This window comes from Geobacillus sp. GHH01 (genome assembly GCF_000336445.1).
In the GTDB taxonomy this organism is placed as follows: domain Bacteria; phylum Bacillota; class Bacilli; order Bacillales; family Anoxybacillaceae; genus Geobacillus; species Geobacillus zalihae.
In genome coordinates this window covers 2,446,638-2,461,200 of record NC_020210.1, presented here as the reverse complement: position 1 = coordinate 2,461,200, position 14,563 = coordinate 2,446,638, and the positions used below count along the sequence as shown (strand labels likewise).

Annotated in this window: 12 protein-coding genes and 1 pseudogene; 12 read left to right on the top strand and 1 reads right to left on the bottom strand. The window is 56.3% G+C overall.

The window, feature by feature from the left end; translation table 11 throughout:
• Nucleotides 1-163 precede the first annotated feature (163 nt).
• The 12 genes from GHH_RS12090 to GHH_RS12035 all read left to right on the top strand — a co-directional run bounded on the left by GHH_RS12090 (nt 164) and on the right by GHH_RS12035 (nt 14,280).
• Nucleotides 164-2,227 carry a sigma-54-dependent Fis family transcriptional regulator gene (locus GHH_RS12090; protein WP_015375364.1) on the top strand — a complete coding sequence of 688 codons (2,064 nt, stop codon included), beginning with the start codon at nt 164-166 and terminating at the stop codon, nt 2,225-2,227.
• 138 nt (nt 2,228-2,365) lie between these two features.
• Complete coding sequence (gene yqiS / locus GHH_RS12085; protein ID WP_015375363.1) at nt 2,366-3,268, top strand: phosphate butyryltransferase; 903 nt, start codon at nt 2,366-2,368, stop codon at nt 3,266-3,268.
• A 24-nt stretch (nt 3,269-3,292) separates the two neighbouring features.
• Nucleotides 3,293-4,396, top strand: a complete 1,104-nt coding sequence (locus GHH_RS12080; protein WP_011231863.1) for a leucine dehydrogenase — start codon at nt 3,293-3,295, stop codon at nt 4,394-4,396.
• Between the two features lie 55 nt (nt 4,397-4,451).
• Nucleotides 4,452-5,564 (top strand): butyrate kinase, encoded by a 1,113-nt coding sequence (gene buk, locus GHH_RS12075; RefSeq protein WP_015375361.1) that lies wholly within the window; start codon nt 4,452-4,454, stop codon nt 5,562-5,564.
• Between the two features lie 30 nt (nt 5,565-5,594).
• Entirely contained in the window at nt 5,595-7,016 is a 1,422-nt protein-coding gene (gene lpdA / locus GHH_RS12070) for a dihydrolipoyl dehydrogenase (protein WP_015375360.1), read from the top strand.
• Nucleotides 7,017-7,084: 68 nt separating this feature from the next.
• Nucleotides 7,085-8,080 (top strand): thiamine pyrophosphate-dependent dehydrogenase E1 component subunit alpha, encoded by a 996-nt coding sequence (locus GHH_RS12065; RefSeq protein WP_015375359.1) that lies wholly within the window; start codon nt 7,085-7,087, stop codon nt 8,078-8,080.
• Nucleotides 8,081-8,093: 13 nt separating this feature from the next.
• Nucleotides 8,094-9,077: an alpha-ketoacid dehydrogenase subunit beta gene (locus tag GHH_RS12060; RefSeq protein WP_011231859.1), complete on the top strand. Its 984-nt coding sequence runs from the start codon at nt 8,094-8,096 to the stop codon at nt 9,075-9,077.
• A gap of 37 nt (nt 9,078-9,114) precedes the next feature.
• The gene (locus GHH_RS12055; protein ID WP_015375358.1) at nt 9,115-10,452 is read left to right on the top strand and encodes a dihydrolipoamide acetyltransferase family protein; all 1,338 of its coding nucleotides are present in this window, start codon (nt 9,115-9,117) and stop codon (nt 10,450-10,452) included.
• A gap of 119 nt (nt 10,453-10,571) precedes the next feature.
• Entirely contained in the window at nt 10,572-11,549 is a 978-nt protein-coding gene (locus tag GHH_RS12050) for a YncE family protein (RefSeq protein WP_015375357.1), read from the top strand.
• A complete protein-coding gene (locus tag GHH_RS12045; RefSeq protein WP_015375356.1) occupies nt 11,546-12,220 on the top strand; it encodes a response regulator transcription factor in 675 nt (224 codons plus the stop codon). Before GHH_RS12050 ends, GHH_RS12045 begins: the two co-directional genes overlap by 4 nt.
• Nucleotides 12,221-12,222: 2 nt before the next feature.
• Nucleotides 12,223-13,629: a cell wall metabolism sensor histidine kinase WalK gene (locus GHH_RS12040; RefSeq protein ID WP_015375355.1), complete on the top strand. Its 1,407-nt coding sequence runs from the start codon at nt 12,223-12,225 to the stop codon at nt 13,627-13,629.
• 66 nt (nt 13,630-13,695) lie between these two features.
• Nucleotides 13,696-14,280 (top strand): Uma2 family endonuclease, encoded by a 585-nt coding sequence (locus tag GHH_RS12035; protein ID WP_015375354.1) that lies wholly within the window; start codon nt 13,696-13,698, stop codon nt 14,278-14,280.
• Nucleotides 14,281-14,374: 94 nt separating this feature from the next.
• Here the strand turns inward: GHH_RS12035 and GHH_RS19555 are convergent.
• Nucleotides 14,375-14,509: pseudogene (locus tag GHH_RS19555) on the bottom strand (type II toxin-antitoxin system HicB family antitoxin); the annotation flags it as partial.
• Between the last annotated feature and the right edge of the window lie 54 nt (nt 14,510-14,563).

Sequence of the window (14,563 nt, the reverse complement as noted above, 5' to 3'; positions counted from 1 at the left end):
GCGCTTACGATATTAATTCCTGAAAATGGTTCGCTAACTAGTGATTGACAACGCCCGTAGTGAACCGAAAAAATGTTCTCCACAAAGTCTTGACTGACTCGCAAATCAAGTATGATAAAAGTGTCTGCAAAAATTGGCATACTATAAAGTGTGGTGGACGGACATGAAAAAAGTGATGCTTATTGGCGCTGACTCGCGTGGGACATCGTTGTTGAAGCTGCTCCATGGGGCATCAGGGTTTGAAGTCGTGGCAGTCGTGGATGTAGATGAACACGCTCCGGGGTTGCAGCTGGCGCGCCGATGGGGGATTGCCGCCGCCAGCGACTGGCGTCCATGGATGGCCAAACCGCTTGATTTGATCATTGAAACGACGGGCAGGGCGGATGTTTTGGAAGAAATCCGCCGACGGGCACCCGAGGGGGCGAATATTGTTCCGAGCGCGGTCGCGCGGATGATGGCCGAGCTCGTTGCAGAAAAAGAAGCGCTCATCGCTGAGCTGAAAAGTGAAGCAGCTCGGCGCGCGCTCATCTTTCATTCGTCCCATGATGGCATGATTGTTGTAGATGAATATGCTTACATTACCGATATGAATCAAAGCGCGGCGGAGCTCCTTGGAGTGGACAAAGACGAAGTGATTGGCAAACCTATTTTGGATGTTTTGCCGTCAAGCGGCTTGCCACGCGTGCTCGAAACGAGGCAGACCGAATTTCATCAGGAAGTGGAACTGGCCAATGGAAAAAAATTGATCACCACCCGCATCCCGATCATCGATGACAATGGCAAACTGTTTGGGGCGCTCGCTGTGTTTAAAGACATTACCGAGCTGGTTGCTTTGGCGGAAGAAATCACCGACTTAAAAGAAGTCCGCATGATGCTTGAAGCGATCATCCACTCGTCGGAAGAGGCAATTTCTGTCGTCGATGAAAATGGGAACGGCATTTTGATCAACCCGGCGTATACACGGCTTACCGGCCTGACAGAGGAAGACGTCATCGGCAAACCGGCGACGGCCGACATCGCGGAAGGGGAAAGCATGCACATGCAAGTATTGAAAACGCGCCGCCCGGTGCGCGGAGCGCGCATGAAAGTCGGCCCGAAAAACCGGGATGTCATCGTCAATGTCGCGCCGATTATTGTTGATGGCGTATTGAAAGGGAGTGTCGGCGTCATTCATGATGTGTCAGAAATTCAGCGGCTGACGACTGAGCTCAATCGGGCGCGGCAAATCATCCGCACGCTCGAGGCGAAATATTCGTTTGCGGATATTGTCGGTGAGTCAGAGGAGATGAAGGTGGCGATCGAGCAGGCGAAGCTGGCGGCGAAAACACCGGCGACGATTTTGCTGCGGGGGGAATCAGGGACGGGCAAGGAGCTGTTCGCCCACGCCATTCACAACGCGAGCGACCGAAAGTATAACAAGTTTATCCGCGTCAATTGCGCGGCCATTCCGGAAACATTATTAGAAAGCGAACTGTTTGGCTATGAGGAAGGAGCGTTTTCCGGTGCGCGGCGCGGCGGCAAGAGAGGGTTGTTTGAAGAAGCAAACAACGGCAGCATTTTTCTTGACGAAATCGGCGAGCTGTCGGCCAGCACGCAGGCGAAGCTGCTCCGCGTTTTGCAGGAGCGGGAAATCGTTCGCGTCGGCGGGACGAAGCCAATCCCGATCAACGTCCGCGTCATCGCCGCCACGAACGTCAACCTTGAAAAAGCGATTGCCGAAGGTGCATTTCGCGAAGACTTATACTATCGGCTCAATCGGATGCCGATTTATATTCCGCCGCTGCGCGCTCGCAAGGAAGATATTCCAGCGCTTTGCCGGCATTTGATCCAGAAACTGAACCAAGATTATGGGCGCAACGTCGAAGGTGTCACGGATGAAGCGATGGCGAAGCTTCTTGCCTATGATTGGCCGGGAAATGTCCGCGAGCTCGAAAACGTGCTCGGGCGGGCGATGATTTTTATGAAATTTCATGAGGTGATGATCGATGCCACGCATTTGCCGCCGCTCGCTTCGCCTTCGTCAGTGCCGGCTCATCGAGTGGAAACGGAAGAGGAGATTCGGCCGCTTGAGGAAATGGTGAGCCGATACGAAGCGAGCTTGATTGAGCAGGCGCTTCGCCGCCATCGCGGCAATAAAACAGCGGCGGCTCGGGCGCTTGGCATTTCGGTGCGCAATTTATACTACAAACTGGAAAAATACAACCTTGACAAAAAAATCATGCAATAATTTGCGCATTGTGAAAGAAATTGCGCATATCGGTTTGTTTGTATCACTTGTTTTAAAACGCTTTCATCTATTTTTTAGTTGGCACGGTTTTTGCGTAAAAAGACCGTGCCGCACGATTTGCAGAAAAGGTTGGTGCAGATGATGAAGCTTGAATCTTTAGTGGAAGAAGCAAGACAATGCCAGGACCGGACGGTGGCCGTGGCGGCGGCGGAAGATGAAGAAGTGATCGAAGCGGTGGCGATGGCGCTCGAACACCGTCTCGGACGCTTTGTGCTTTATGGCGATCGGGAGCGGCTCGGACGACTGTTGAAGGAAAAAGGATGCGCCCGCTTTTCCGACGTCGATGTCGTTCATGCGAATTCGATCGGGCAAGCCGCAGAGCTTGCCGTGCGCGCCGTCCATTTGAACGAGGCGGATGCGTTGATGAAAGGGCATGTGCCGACAGCAACGCTGCTGAAAGCCGTTTTGAACAAAGAATACGGGCTGCGCACGGGAAAGGTGTTGTCCCATGTCGCTGTTTTTGAGGTGCCGGAGTTTGACCGGTTTGTCATCGTCACCGACGCGGCGATGAACATCGCTCCGGATTTGGAGCAAAAGGTGCAAATTGTCAACAACGCCGTCAGCATCGCGCGTTCCATCGGCATCGAGCGCCCAAAAGTCGCGGCGCTGGCGGCGGTGGAGACGGTCAATCCGGCTATGCCGGCGACCGTCGATGCAGCGGCGCTCGCGATGATGCAAAAGCGGGGGCAAATCGAACATTGCCTGCTCGACGGACCGCTTGCGTTGGACAACGCGGTGTCGCTGGCGGCGGCGAAGCATAAGCGGATTGAAAGCGAAGTGGCTGGACAGGCTGATATTTTGCTTGTGCCGGACATTGAATCCGGCAACATGCTGTATAAGTCGCTCGTCTATTTTGCGAACGCACGCGTCGGCGCTGTCATCGCTGGGGCGAAGGCGCCGATCGTCTTGACGTCGCGCGCCGACTCGGCGGAAAGCAAACTGTATTCGTTGGCGCTTGCTATTTGTTCGGCAGCAAAATGAAATAGATGAAGGAGGCCATCAGTGTTGGAACTGTTTCAATATATGGAAAAATATGATTATGAGCAAGTGTTATTTTGCCAAGACAAAGAATCCGGATTGAAGGCGATCATTGTCATTCATGACACGACGCTCGGCCCGGCGCTCGGCGGGACGCGCATGTGGATGTACAATTCGGAAGAAGAGGCGCTTGAAGACGCCTTGCGCCTCGCCCGCGGCATGACATACAAAAACGCGGCCGCCGGCCTTAATTTAGGCGGGGGCAAGACGGTCATCATCGGCGATCCGCGCAAAGATAAAAACGAGGCGATGTTCCGCGCTTTCGGCCGGTTCATTCAAGGGCTGAACGGCCGCTACATTACGGCGGAAGACGTCGGCACGACCGTTGCCGATATGGACATCATCTACCAGGAAACGGACTATGTCACCGGCATTTCGCCGGAATTCGGCTCATCCGGCAACCCGTCGCCGGCCACGGCTTACGGCGTATATCGTGGGATGAAAGCGGCAGCGAAGGAAGCATTTGGAAGTGATTCGCTTGAAGGAAAAGTTGTCGCCGTCCAAGGAGTCGGCAATGTCGCCTACCATTTATGCCGCCATTTGCACGAAGAAGGAGCGAAACTCATCGTTACCGACATCAACAAGGAAGCGGTGGCGCGCGCGGTCGAGGAATTTGGGGCGAAAGCGGTCGACCCGAACGACATTTACGGCGTGGAGTGCGACATTTTTGCTCCATGCGCGCTCGGCGGCATCATCAACGACCAAACGATTCCGCAGCTGAAAGCGAAAGTGATCGCCGGCTCGGCGAACAACCAGCTGAAAGAGCCGCGCCATGGCGACATGATCCATGAAATGGGCATCGTCTATGCACCAGATTATGTGATCAACGCCGGCGGCGTCATCAACGTCGCCGATGAGCTGTACGGCTACAACCGTGAACGGGCGATGAAAAAAATCGAGCAAATTTATGACAACATCGAAAAAGTGTTTGCCATCGCCAAGCGTGACAACATTCCAACGTATGTGGCCGCTGACCGGATGGCCGAAGAACGAATTGAAACGATGCGCAAAGCGCGAAGCCAATTTTTGCAAAACGGCCATCATATTTTAAGCCGCCGCCGCGCCCGCTAATAGCGGCGCGGGGCGGCCTTCCGCCCCGCCGGCGGATGATGGAGGGACAGCAACGATGGAAGAGCAGAAGTTTCGCATTTTAACGATCAATCCAGGCTCGACTTCAACGAAGATCGGCGTCTTTGAAAACGAACGGCCATTGCTCGAAAAAACGATCCGCCACGAGGCGGACGTGCTTCGGCAATATAAAACGATTGCGGACCAGTATGAGTTTCGCAAGCAAACGATTTTGCAAGCACTGGATGAAGAAGGGATCAATTTATCGAAGTTGAGCGCCGTCTGCGGCCGCGGCGGGCTTCTTCGTCCGATCGAAGGCGGTACGTACCGCGTCAATGAGGCGATGCTTGAAGATTTGCGCCGCGGTTATTCGGGACAGCACGCCTCCAATCTCGGCGGCATTTTGGCGCATGAGATCGCCTCGGCCTTAAACATCCCGGCGTTTATCGTCGACCCGGTCGTCGTCGATGAACTTGATCCAATCGCCCGGATCAGCGGATTTCCGCTCATTGAGCGGCGCAGCATTTTCCACGCCTTAAACCAAAAAGCGGTCGCGCGCCGCGTCGCCAAGCAGCTCGGCAAACGGTATGACGAACTGAACTTGATCGTCGCCCATATGGGCGGCGGCATTACGGTCGGCGCCCACAAGCAAGGAAGGGTCGTCGATGTCAACAACGGGCTTGATGGCGAAGGCCCGTTCAGCCCGGAGCGCGCCGGGACGGTGCCAGCGGGCGATTTGGTTGCTTTATGCTTCTCTGGTGAATATTACCGCGAAGAGATCATGAACATGCTCGTCGGCGGCGGCGGCCTTGTCGGTTATCTTGGCACGAATGATGCGGTGAAAGTCGAGAACATGATCGAAGCCGGCGATGAAAAGGCCAAGCTCGTGTATGAGGCGATGGCGTACCAAGTGGCGAAAGAAATCGGTGCGGCAAGCGCCGTGCTTTCCGGCAAAGTTGACGCCATCATTTTGACCGGCGGACTGGCGTATGGCAAATCGTTTGTCGAACAGATCACTCGCCGCGTGCAATGGATCGCCGATGTCATCGTCCATCCGGGCGAAAACGAACTGCAGGCGCTCGCGGAAGGCGCGCTTCGCGTCCTGCGCGGCGAAGAAGAGGAAAAAGTGTATCCAGGCGAGGCCGTTTCGCCGATTCCAGCCCGGCGCTGATGCGGCAATGGACAGAAAGGAGAAGGCAAGATGGCAAAAGAATACGATGTCGTCATTCTCGGCGGAGGAACGGGTGGCTATGTGGCCGCCATTCGCGCCTCGCAGCTCGGGTTGAAAACGGCCGTTGTGGAAAAAGGGAAGCTCGGCGGCACGTGCCTGCACGCTGGCTGCATTCCGTCCAAAGCGCTGCTTCGCAGTGCCGAAGTGTACGCACAAACGAAAAATGGCGAGGCGTTTGGCGTCATCGCCGACGGCGTGCGCCTTGATTTTGCCAAAGTGCAGGCGCGCAAAGCGGCGATTGTTGAGCAGCTCCATAAAGGAGTGCAGCATTTGATGAAAAAAGGGAAAATCGATGTGTACGCCGGCACCGGCCGCCTGCTCGGCCCGTCGATCTTTTCCCCGCTGCCGGGGACGGTGTCGGTCGAAATGAACGACGGCAGCGAAAACGAAATGCTCGTCCCGAAATTCGTCGTCATCGCCACCGGTTCGCGCCCGCGCACGCTGCCGGGGCTCGAGCCGGACGGCGAATTCGTGATGACGTCCGATGAGGCGCTGCAAATGGAGACGCTCCCCTCGTCCATCTTGATCGTCGGCGGCGGTGTGATCGGCATGGAATGGGCGTCCATGCTCAATGATTTCGGCGTTGACGTGACGGTGCTCGAATATGCCGATCGCATTTTGCCGACAGAAGATGAAGACGTGTCAAAAGAAATGGAAAAACTGCTTCGCCGCCGCGGTGTCAACATCGTCACGGGAGCGCGAGTGCTCGCGGAAACGCTCGAAAAAGGAAACGGCGTCACAATCCAAGCGGAGCATCAAGGCGAGCGGAAAACGTTTGCGGCTGACAAGATGCTCGTTTCCGTCGGGCGTCAGGCGAACATTGAAGGGATTGGCCTTGAGAACACCGACATCGTCATTGAAAAGGGATATATTCAAACGAACGAGTTCGGCCAAACGAAAGAAGCGCACATTTACGCGATCGGCGATGTGATCGGCGGTCTGCAGCTCGCCCATGTCGCCGCCCATGAAGGGATCGTCGCCATTGAACATTTAGCCGGGCATAACCCGGCGCCGATTGACTACACGATGGTGCCCCGCTGCATTTACACCCGTCCGGAAGCGGCGGCGGTTGGCTTAACCGAACAAGAGGCGAAAGCGAAAGGCTATGATGTCAAGGTCGGCAAATTTCCGTTTAAAGCCATTGGCAAGGCGCTTGTGTTCGGTGAGGCGGAAGGGTTTGTGAAGCTCATCGCCGACCGGAACACGGACGATCTGCTTGGCGTCCATATGGTCGGGCCGCACGTAACCGATTTGATTTCCGAAGCCGGTCTCGCCCGCGTGCTTGATGCGGCTCCTTGGGAAATCGCCCATGCGATCCACCCGCATCCGACGCTGTCAGAGGCCATGGCGGAAGCGGCGCTGGCGGTCGATGGCAAAGCGATTCATTTTTAACCGATTTCGCCGTATGCGCGCGGCGCGTGATCATGGTTGACTATGTGAATCTAAGGGAGGTTGTTGCGATGGCGCAAAACCGTCATCAGGCGCTTGGATTAAGCGATGACACGGTGTTGGAAATGTATGAAACAATGCTTCTCGCCCGCAAGCTCGATGAACGGATGTGGCTGCTAAACCGCGCGGGGAAAATTCCGTTCGTCATCTCATGCCAAGGGCAGGAGGCGGCGCAAGTCGGCGCGGCGTTTGCCCTCGACCGGACGAAAGACTATGTCTTGCCGTATTACCGCGATGTGGGCGTTGTCCTGACGTTTGGCATGACGCCGAGAGAATTGATGTTGGCGGCGTTTGCCAAGGCGGAAGACCCGAACTCGGGTGGCCGGCAAATGCCTGGCCATTTCGGGCAAAAGAAAAATCGGATCGTCACCGGTTCATCGCCTGTGACGACGCAAGTGCCGCACGCGGTCGGCTTTGCGCTGGCGGCGAAAATGGAAAAGAAAGATTTCGTCGCCTTCGTCACCTTTGGCGAAGGGTCGTCGAACCAAGGCGATTTCCACGAAGGGGCAAACTTTGCCGGCGTTCATAAACTCCCAGTCATCTTTATGTGCGAAAACAACAAATACGCCATTTCCGTACCGATTTCGAAACAACTCGCGTGCGAAAAGGTGTCGGACCGCGCCATCGGCTATGGCATGCCGGGCTATACGGTCGACGGCACCGATCCGCTTGAAGTGTACCGCGTCGTGAAAGAAGCGGCCGACCGCGCCCGCCGCGGCGAAGGGCCGACGCTCATCGAGGCGGTGACATACCGGCTGACGTCGCACTCGTCGGACGACGACCACCGCGTCTACCGGACGGAAGAAGAGCTCGCCGAAGCGCGCGCCAAAGACCCGATCGTGTCGTTTGCCAACTATTTGAAAGAAACCGGCGTTTTGACCGATGAACAAGATGAAGAAATTCAAGCGCGCGTCATGAAAGAAGTGAACGAAGCGACCGACTATGCGGAGAAGGCTCCGTACGCCGAGCCGGAGCATGCGCTTCGCTACGTGTATGCCGAGGAGTAAGGGGGAATCGACGATGCCTGTTATTTCCTATATTGATGCCGTCACGATGGCGATTCGCGAAGAAATGGAACGAGACCCGCGCGTGTTTGTGTTAGGAGAAGACGTCGGCCGAAAAGGCGGAGTGTTCAAAGCGACGCAAGGATTGTACGAGCAGTTCGGCGAAGAGCGCGTCATCGACACGCCGCTTTCCGAGTCGGCGATCGTCGGCGTCGGCATCGGCGCGGCGATGTACGGCCTGCGCCCGATTGCCGAAATTCAGTTTGCCGATTTTATCATGCCAGCGGTCAACCAAATCATTTCGGAAGCGGCGCGCATCCGCTACCGCTCGAACAACGACTGGAACTGCCCGATCGTCATCCGTGCCCCGTACGGCGGCGGCGTTCACGGCGCTTTGTACCATTCGCAGTCCGTCGAAGCGATTTTCGCCAACCAGCCTGGGTTAAAAATCGTCATGCCGTCGACGCCATACGATGTGAAAGGGCTGCTGAAAGCGGCGATTCGCGACGAAGACCCAGTGCTCTTTTTCGAGCATAAACGCGCCTACCGCCTCATTAAAGGGGAAGTGCCGGAGGACGACTACGTGCTTCCGATCGGCAAGGCGGACGTCAAGCGTGAAGGCGATGACATCACCGTCATCACGTATGGGCTGTGCGTCCATTTTGCCTTGCAGGCGGCCGAGCGCGTCGCCCAAGACGGCATTTCCGTTCACCTGTTGGATTTGCGCACCGTCTATCCGCTTGACAAAGAAGCGATCATCGAAGCGGCGAGCAAAACAGGAAAAGTGCTGCTCATTACGGAAGACAACAAAGAAGGCAGCGTCATGAGCGAAGTCGCCGCCATTATCGCCGAGCATTGTTTGTTTGATCTCGATGCGCCGATTATGCGCCTCGCCGGCCCGGACGTTCCGGCCATGCCGTATGCGCCGACGATGGAAAAATTCTTTATGATCAATCCAGAAAAAGTCGAAAAAGCGATGCGCGAATTAGCGGCGTTTTGAGGCGAAGACATTGCAGCCAAGATAGGAGGGTATCGATGTGGCCATCGAACAATTGACGATGCCTCAGCTTGGGGAAAGCGTCACGGAAGGCACGATCAGCAAATGGCTCGTTTCCCCGGGCGACAAAGTGAACAAATACGACCCGATCGCTGAAGTCATCACCGATAAAGTGAGCGCGGAAATTCCGTCGTCGTTTGCCGGCGTCATTCGCGAGCTGATCGCCAAAGAAGGGGAGACGCTCCCAGTCGGCGCGCCGATTTGCACGATCGAAGTCGAAGGCGCTGCACCGGCTCCGGAAGCGAAGCCGGCGGATGAAGCGCCGAAAGCAGAAGACAACGCGGAACCAGCCGCTCCGAAACAGACCGGCCGGGCAAACAACGGCCGCTATTCGCCGGCCGTGCTCCGCCTTGCCCAAGAACATGGCATTGACCTTGAACAAGTGAAAGGCACCGGCCTTGGCGGGCGGGTGACGCGCAAAGATTTGCTGAAGCTCATTGAGTCTGGACAAATTCCGAAAGCGGGAGCGGCACCGGCGGCGGAACAAGCGGCGCCAAAAGCGGAACCGAGAGCGGAACAGACGGCCCCGGCCGCCGCGGCGGCTCAACCGTCTGCCGCGCCAACCGCGCCGCAGGCAGCGCCGATCAAACCAGCGGCCCCGAACGTCGAAGCCGGAGCGGGCGACATCGAAATTCCGGTCACCCCGGTGCGCAAGGCGATCGCCGCCAACATGCTCCGCAGCAAACACGAAGCGCCGCACGCTTGGACGATGGTCGAAGTCGACGTCACCGATCTTGTCGCCTACCGGGATGCCATCAAAGACGAGTTCAAGCGGCGTGAAGGCTTCAATTTGACGTATTTCGCCTTCTTCGTCAAGGCGGTCGCCCAAGCGCTGAAAGAATTCCCGCAGCTGAACTCGACGTGGGCGGGCGATAAGATCATTCAACGCAAAGACATCAACATCTCGATCGCCGTTGCGACGGACGATGCCTTGTTTGTTCCGGTCATCAAGCACGCCGATGAGAAAACGATCAAAGGCATCGCCCGCGAAATCGCCGAACTGGCGGCGAAAACGCGCGCCGGCAAACTGCGCCCGGAAGACATGCAGGGCGGCACGTTCACCGTCAACAACACCGGCGCGTTCGGCTCGGTGCAGTCGATGGGCATTATCAACTACCCGCAAGCGGCCATTTTGCAAGTAGAAACGATCGTCAAACGCCCGGTCGTGAAAGACGGCATGATCGCCATCCGCGACATGGTCAACTTATGCTTGTCGCTTGACCACCGCGTCTTGGACGGCCTCATTTGTGGACGCTTCCTCGCCCGCGTCAAAGCGATTTTGGAAAACATGAACAAAGACAACACGCCGATTTATTAACGATTCCCCCATCGCCATCGGTTGGCGGTGGGGGTTTTTGCGTGGCGCGATTTCAAACTTCTTTCACAAATGTGAGGTATAATGAGGGCGGAAACAAACGTGCGAAGGAGAAAAACAAGATGAAACGAGCGAGCGTGTGGATGCTGTTGTGTCTGTTCTTTATGCTAAGCGGCTGCGCCAATCCGTCGTTTCCCCCGGTGGTCGATTCGCTTTCCGTCGTCATCAGCCTCGATGTCAAAGCGGAAACGGTCACCTTTTTGAACGCAGAAAACGGCCGCAAAATCGCCCGCTGGAACATCAACGAACCGTTTCAAGGCGGGGCGTTGAGCCCAGACGGCCGGACGCTTTTTTTGTACGGGCGGGATCTTGACGGGGTCTATCGGTACGATCTGGCCACCGGGAAGCCGCTCGCCGAGTGGAAAACGGGGAGTGGCATCGTCAGCGCGGCCCCGTCCCCGGATGGCCGCACGTGGTTTTTCGGCGACAGCACTCATCACGCGGTGCTTGTCGTCGACCGGGATGGGAACAAGATCGCCCGCCTTTCGGTCGGACGCTCCCCGATGACGTTGCTGGTCAATCGCGCTGGAACGAGGTTGTATGTGATCGATTTTCAAGACGAACGGGCGTGGATCATCGATGTGGACCGCCGCTGCGTCATCCGTTCGTTCGCCGTGCCAAAGTTCGCCTTAGGCGGAGTGGTGCGCGAGCAGGAAGGAGAGCTGTGGGTTGGCGGGCACGGCAGCGGAAGCCGTGTGGAAACGAACATTCATGTCTACTCGCTGCAAGACGGCCGCTTGCTCCGGACGATCGCCGCTCCGGTCATGCCGGTCGATTTCGTCGAAACAGGCCGCGGCGTGTTTGTGCTAAGCCATGGCTCCAACACAGTTTACCAATTTTCCCTAGATGGAAAGAAACTCGCTTCGGCGTCTGTCGGCGCCAATCCATTTGCGATGGAAGCGGCGTTCGGTCGTTTGTATATCGCGAGCTATGACAGCGATGAAATCATCGTGGTCGATGAGGCGACGTTGCGTCCGCTTGTCCGTTGGAAAACAGGGGATGGCCCGCTGCAGCTATTCATTCGGGAGGGACGAACATGAGCGAACGAACCGTTTTAATCGTCGATGATGAAGAAGAAATGCGCCTGCTCGTTGGCATGTATTTGGAAAACGCTGGCTTTCGCTGCCTCGAAGCAGGGGACGGGGAAGAAGCGCTGGTGCTGCTTTCGCAACATCCGGTTGATGCCGTGCTGTTGGACGTCATGATGCCAAAACAGGACGGATTCGCCGTCTGCGCCCGCATCCGCGAGCAGTCGGACGTGCCGATTTTGTTTTTGACCGCGCTTGGCGAAGAATGGGACAAAGTGAAAGGATTGAAGCTGGGAGGCGACGATTACATCGTCAAACCGTTCAGCCCGGGAGAGCTCATCGCCCGCCTTGAGGCGGTGCTGCGCCGGGTGCAGCGCGTCCGCGAGCACGACGGACGGCTGCAATTTGGCGACCTTGCCATCGACGAAAAAGGCCGAACCGTGACCGTTGGCGGCAAACCGGTGAAATTGACGTTGAAAGAGTTTGAGCTGTTGCTGTTTTTGGCGAAGCACCGCGGTCAGGTGTTCAGCCGCGACGACTTGCTCGTCAAAGTGTGGGGATATGATTATACAGGAAACGCCCGCACGGTCGATACGCATGTGAAAACGCTGCGCATGAAGCTGAAAGACGCCGCTCGCCATATCCAAACCGTCTGGGGCATCGGCTACAAGTTTGAGGGATGAACATGAAACGGCTTCGGTTAGGACAAAAACTATGGCTGTCGATCGGCGCCGCGGTCGTGGTGACGCTGGCGTTTTCTTTTGGTCTTCTCAATTATTTTTACCGGACGGTGTACATGAAAGAAGTTGAGCGAACGTTGATCGCGGAAGGGACGAGCCTCGCCCGCGACTATCGCGGCGGGGCGGTGACGGAGGCATATCGCCGTCAAATCGAATGGTATGACGAAAAATCAACGGCCACGATCTTGTTGATTGACAACCCGCGCGAACTGAGCGCCTGCTTTCCGTTTCCGGTCCACTATGACGCGTTAGTCAGCGGCCGCGACCGGGAAACATTGTTAGCCGGGAAGCCTGTTGTCAAAACGGGATACGAAAAGCGGTTCGGCCGCCGCGTGATGGCGGTCGTCGTTCCGCTTTTGGACGGCAAGCGGCTTGAAGGAGCGATTTACTTGTATTTGCCGTTAGCCGACGTTCAGGAAGCAACGAAGCGGGCGGCCGCCGCGTTTTGGCCGTTGGCCGCCATATTCGCCGCCGCGCTTTTGGTTGTCGGCCGACGGATGGTGCGGCAGATGACCGAGCCGCTGCAGGCGATGGAACAAGCGGCAGAACGCATGGCGGAAGGACGCTACGAAGCGGACATCCCCGTGCGGAGCGATGATGAAATCGGCCGCCTGGCGGAGGCGTTCAACCAAATGGCGGACGCCATTGCCAAAGAAGACGAGCGGAAGCGCGAGTTTTTAGCGAACGTCTCGCATGAGCTGCGCACGCCGCTCAGCTATATGAAAGGATACAGCGAAGCGCTCCTTGCTGGCCTCGCGAAAACGAAGGAAGAAGAAAAGGCGTACCTTCGCCTCATCCACCGCGAAACGGAGCGGATGGAGCGGCTGGTGCGCGATCTTCTTGACCTGGCGCGCCTTGAAGGGCAAAGCGTGCCGCTCGAGCGCGAGCCGGTGGCGTTCGCCCAAGTGATCGAAGATGTCATCGCCACGTACGAACCGATCGCCGCGCAAAAGCGGATCGAGCTGGCGTGCGAGTTGGACTATGACATCATCGTCAACGGCGACGCCGACCGGCTCGAACAAGTCGTGCGCAACTTGCTTGACAACGCCATCCGCTACACCCCAGAAGGCGGTGTGGTGACGGTGCGGCTTTCCCGCTTGTCGGAAGCGGAAGGCGAGCTTGTCGTCCAAGATACGGGCAAAGGCATTCCAAAAGACCAGCTCCCGTTTCTCGGCCAGCGCTTTTTCCGCGTCGATCGCGCCCGCACTCGCAAAGAAGGCGGCACCGGCTTGGGGCTTGCCATCGTCAAACAAATCGTCTCTCTTCATGATGGCTCGATTCGGTTCGACAGCGACCTTGGACGCGGGATGACCGTATTCGTCCGCCTGCCGCTCGTTCGGGAAGAGGAATAAACATCGTTCAAGACACAGGAATGGATGGTGTATAATCAATATAAAATTAGGAGGCAGGTGGAGGATATGGGTTCACCAGAAAAGGAACAGGCCCCTATGACGTACAAAGAGTATGCGACATGGCCGGAAGGAAAACGGTGCGAGGTGTTGGATGGGAACATCATCAGCATGGCGCCGTCGCCGACACCGGAACATCAATCCGTTTCGCTCCAACTTTCCATTGAATTCGGGATGCATCTTCGTGGGAAGGATTGCCGCGTGTTGGCCGCCCCGATCGATGTGTATCTTTTCGAAGATCATCGAAAGGGATGGATGGATGAAAACGTCCGAAACTGGGTATGCCCCGATCTTGTCGTCATCTGCGACCAAAACAAAATTCAAAAAAACCGCATTGTCGGGGCTCCGGATTTGGTCGTCGAGATCTTGTCCCCCGCCACGGCCAAAATCGACCGGATGGACAAACGGATCGCGTACGAGCGGGCCGGGGTGAAGGAATATTGGATCGTTGACCCGGCGAATCAAGTGGTGGAAGTGTATTTGCGCGGAAAAACAGGAAGATTGGAACTTCATGGAGTGTACAACCGGGATGACGCCGTTTTGGTTCATGTATTGAAGGATTTCGTGATCGATTTGCGAAACATTTTCCAATGAATAAATGGCAGTTGAGATTTTCGCTAAGCGGCGATTTGGAGGGGGACGAGGGAGCATCGTCCAAGAGAGCATGCAACAACGCCCTCTTCCTTTCATGTTTTTTCAGGGCTTCTTGGAGGATTTGTGAATCGTTGAGATGGTGTTGTTTCGCCAAGTCATCGAGCCATTTCGGGATCGTTCATGTTTTTTTGACCGCTTTGTTTTCCATTTCATGGCGAAATGGTGGCATCAGCAAGTTGTTTGCCTTTTTGTTCATTGCCCAAACGCGGCCGATGTACTACAA

Coding starts and splice junctions, on each gene's coding strand:
- GHH_RS12060 (WP_011231859.1), top strand. CDS start 8,094: ATGCCTGTTATTTCCTATATTGATGCCGTCACGATGGCGATTCGCGAA.
- buk (WP_015375361.1), top strand. CDS start 4,452: ATGGAAGAGCAGAAGTTTCGCATTTTAACGATCAATCCAGGCTCGACT.
- GHH_RS12065 (WP_015375359.1), top strand. CDS start 7,085: ATGGCGCAAAACCGTCATCAGGCGCTTGGATTAAGCGATGACACGGTG.
- GHH_RS12040 (WP_015375355.1), top strand. CDS start 12,223: ATGAAACGGCTTCGGTTAGGACAAAAACTATGGCTGTCGATCGGCGCC.
- GHH_RS12050 (WP_015375357.1), top strand. CDS start 10,572: ATGAAACGAGCGAGCGTGTGGATGCTGTTGTGTCTGTTCTTTATGCTA.
- GHH_RS12035 (WP_015375354.1), top strand. CDS start 13,696: ATGGGTTCACCAGAAAAGGAACAGGCCCCTATGACGTACAAAGAGTAT.
- GHH_RS12045 (WP_015375356.1), top strand. CDS start 11,546: ATGAGCGAACGAACCGTTTTAATCGTCGATGATGAAGAAGAAATGCGC.
- lpdA (WP_015375360.1), top strand. CDS start 5,595: ATGGCAAAAGAATACGATGTCGTCATTCTCGGCGGAGGAACGGGTGGC.
- yqiS (WP_015375363.1), top strand. CDS start 2,366: ATGATGAAGCTTGAATCTTTAGTGGAAGAAGCAAGACAATGCCAGGAC.
- GHH_RS12090 (WP_015375364.1), top strand. CDS start 164: ATGAAAAAAGTGATGCTTATTGGCGCTGACTCGCGTGGGACATCGTTG.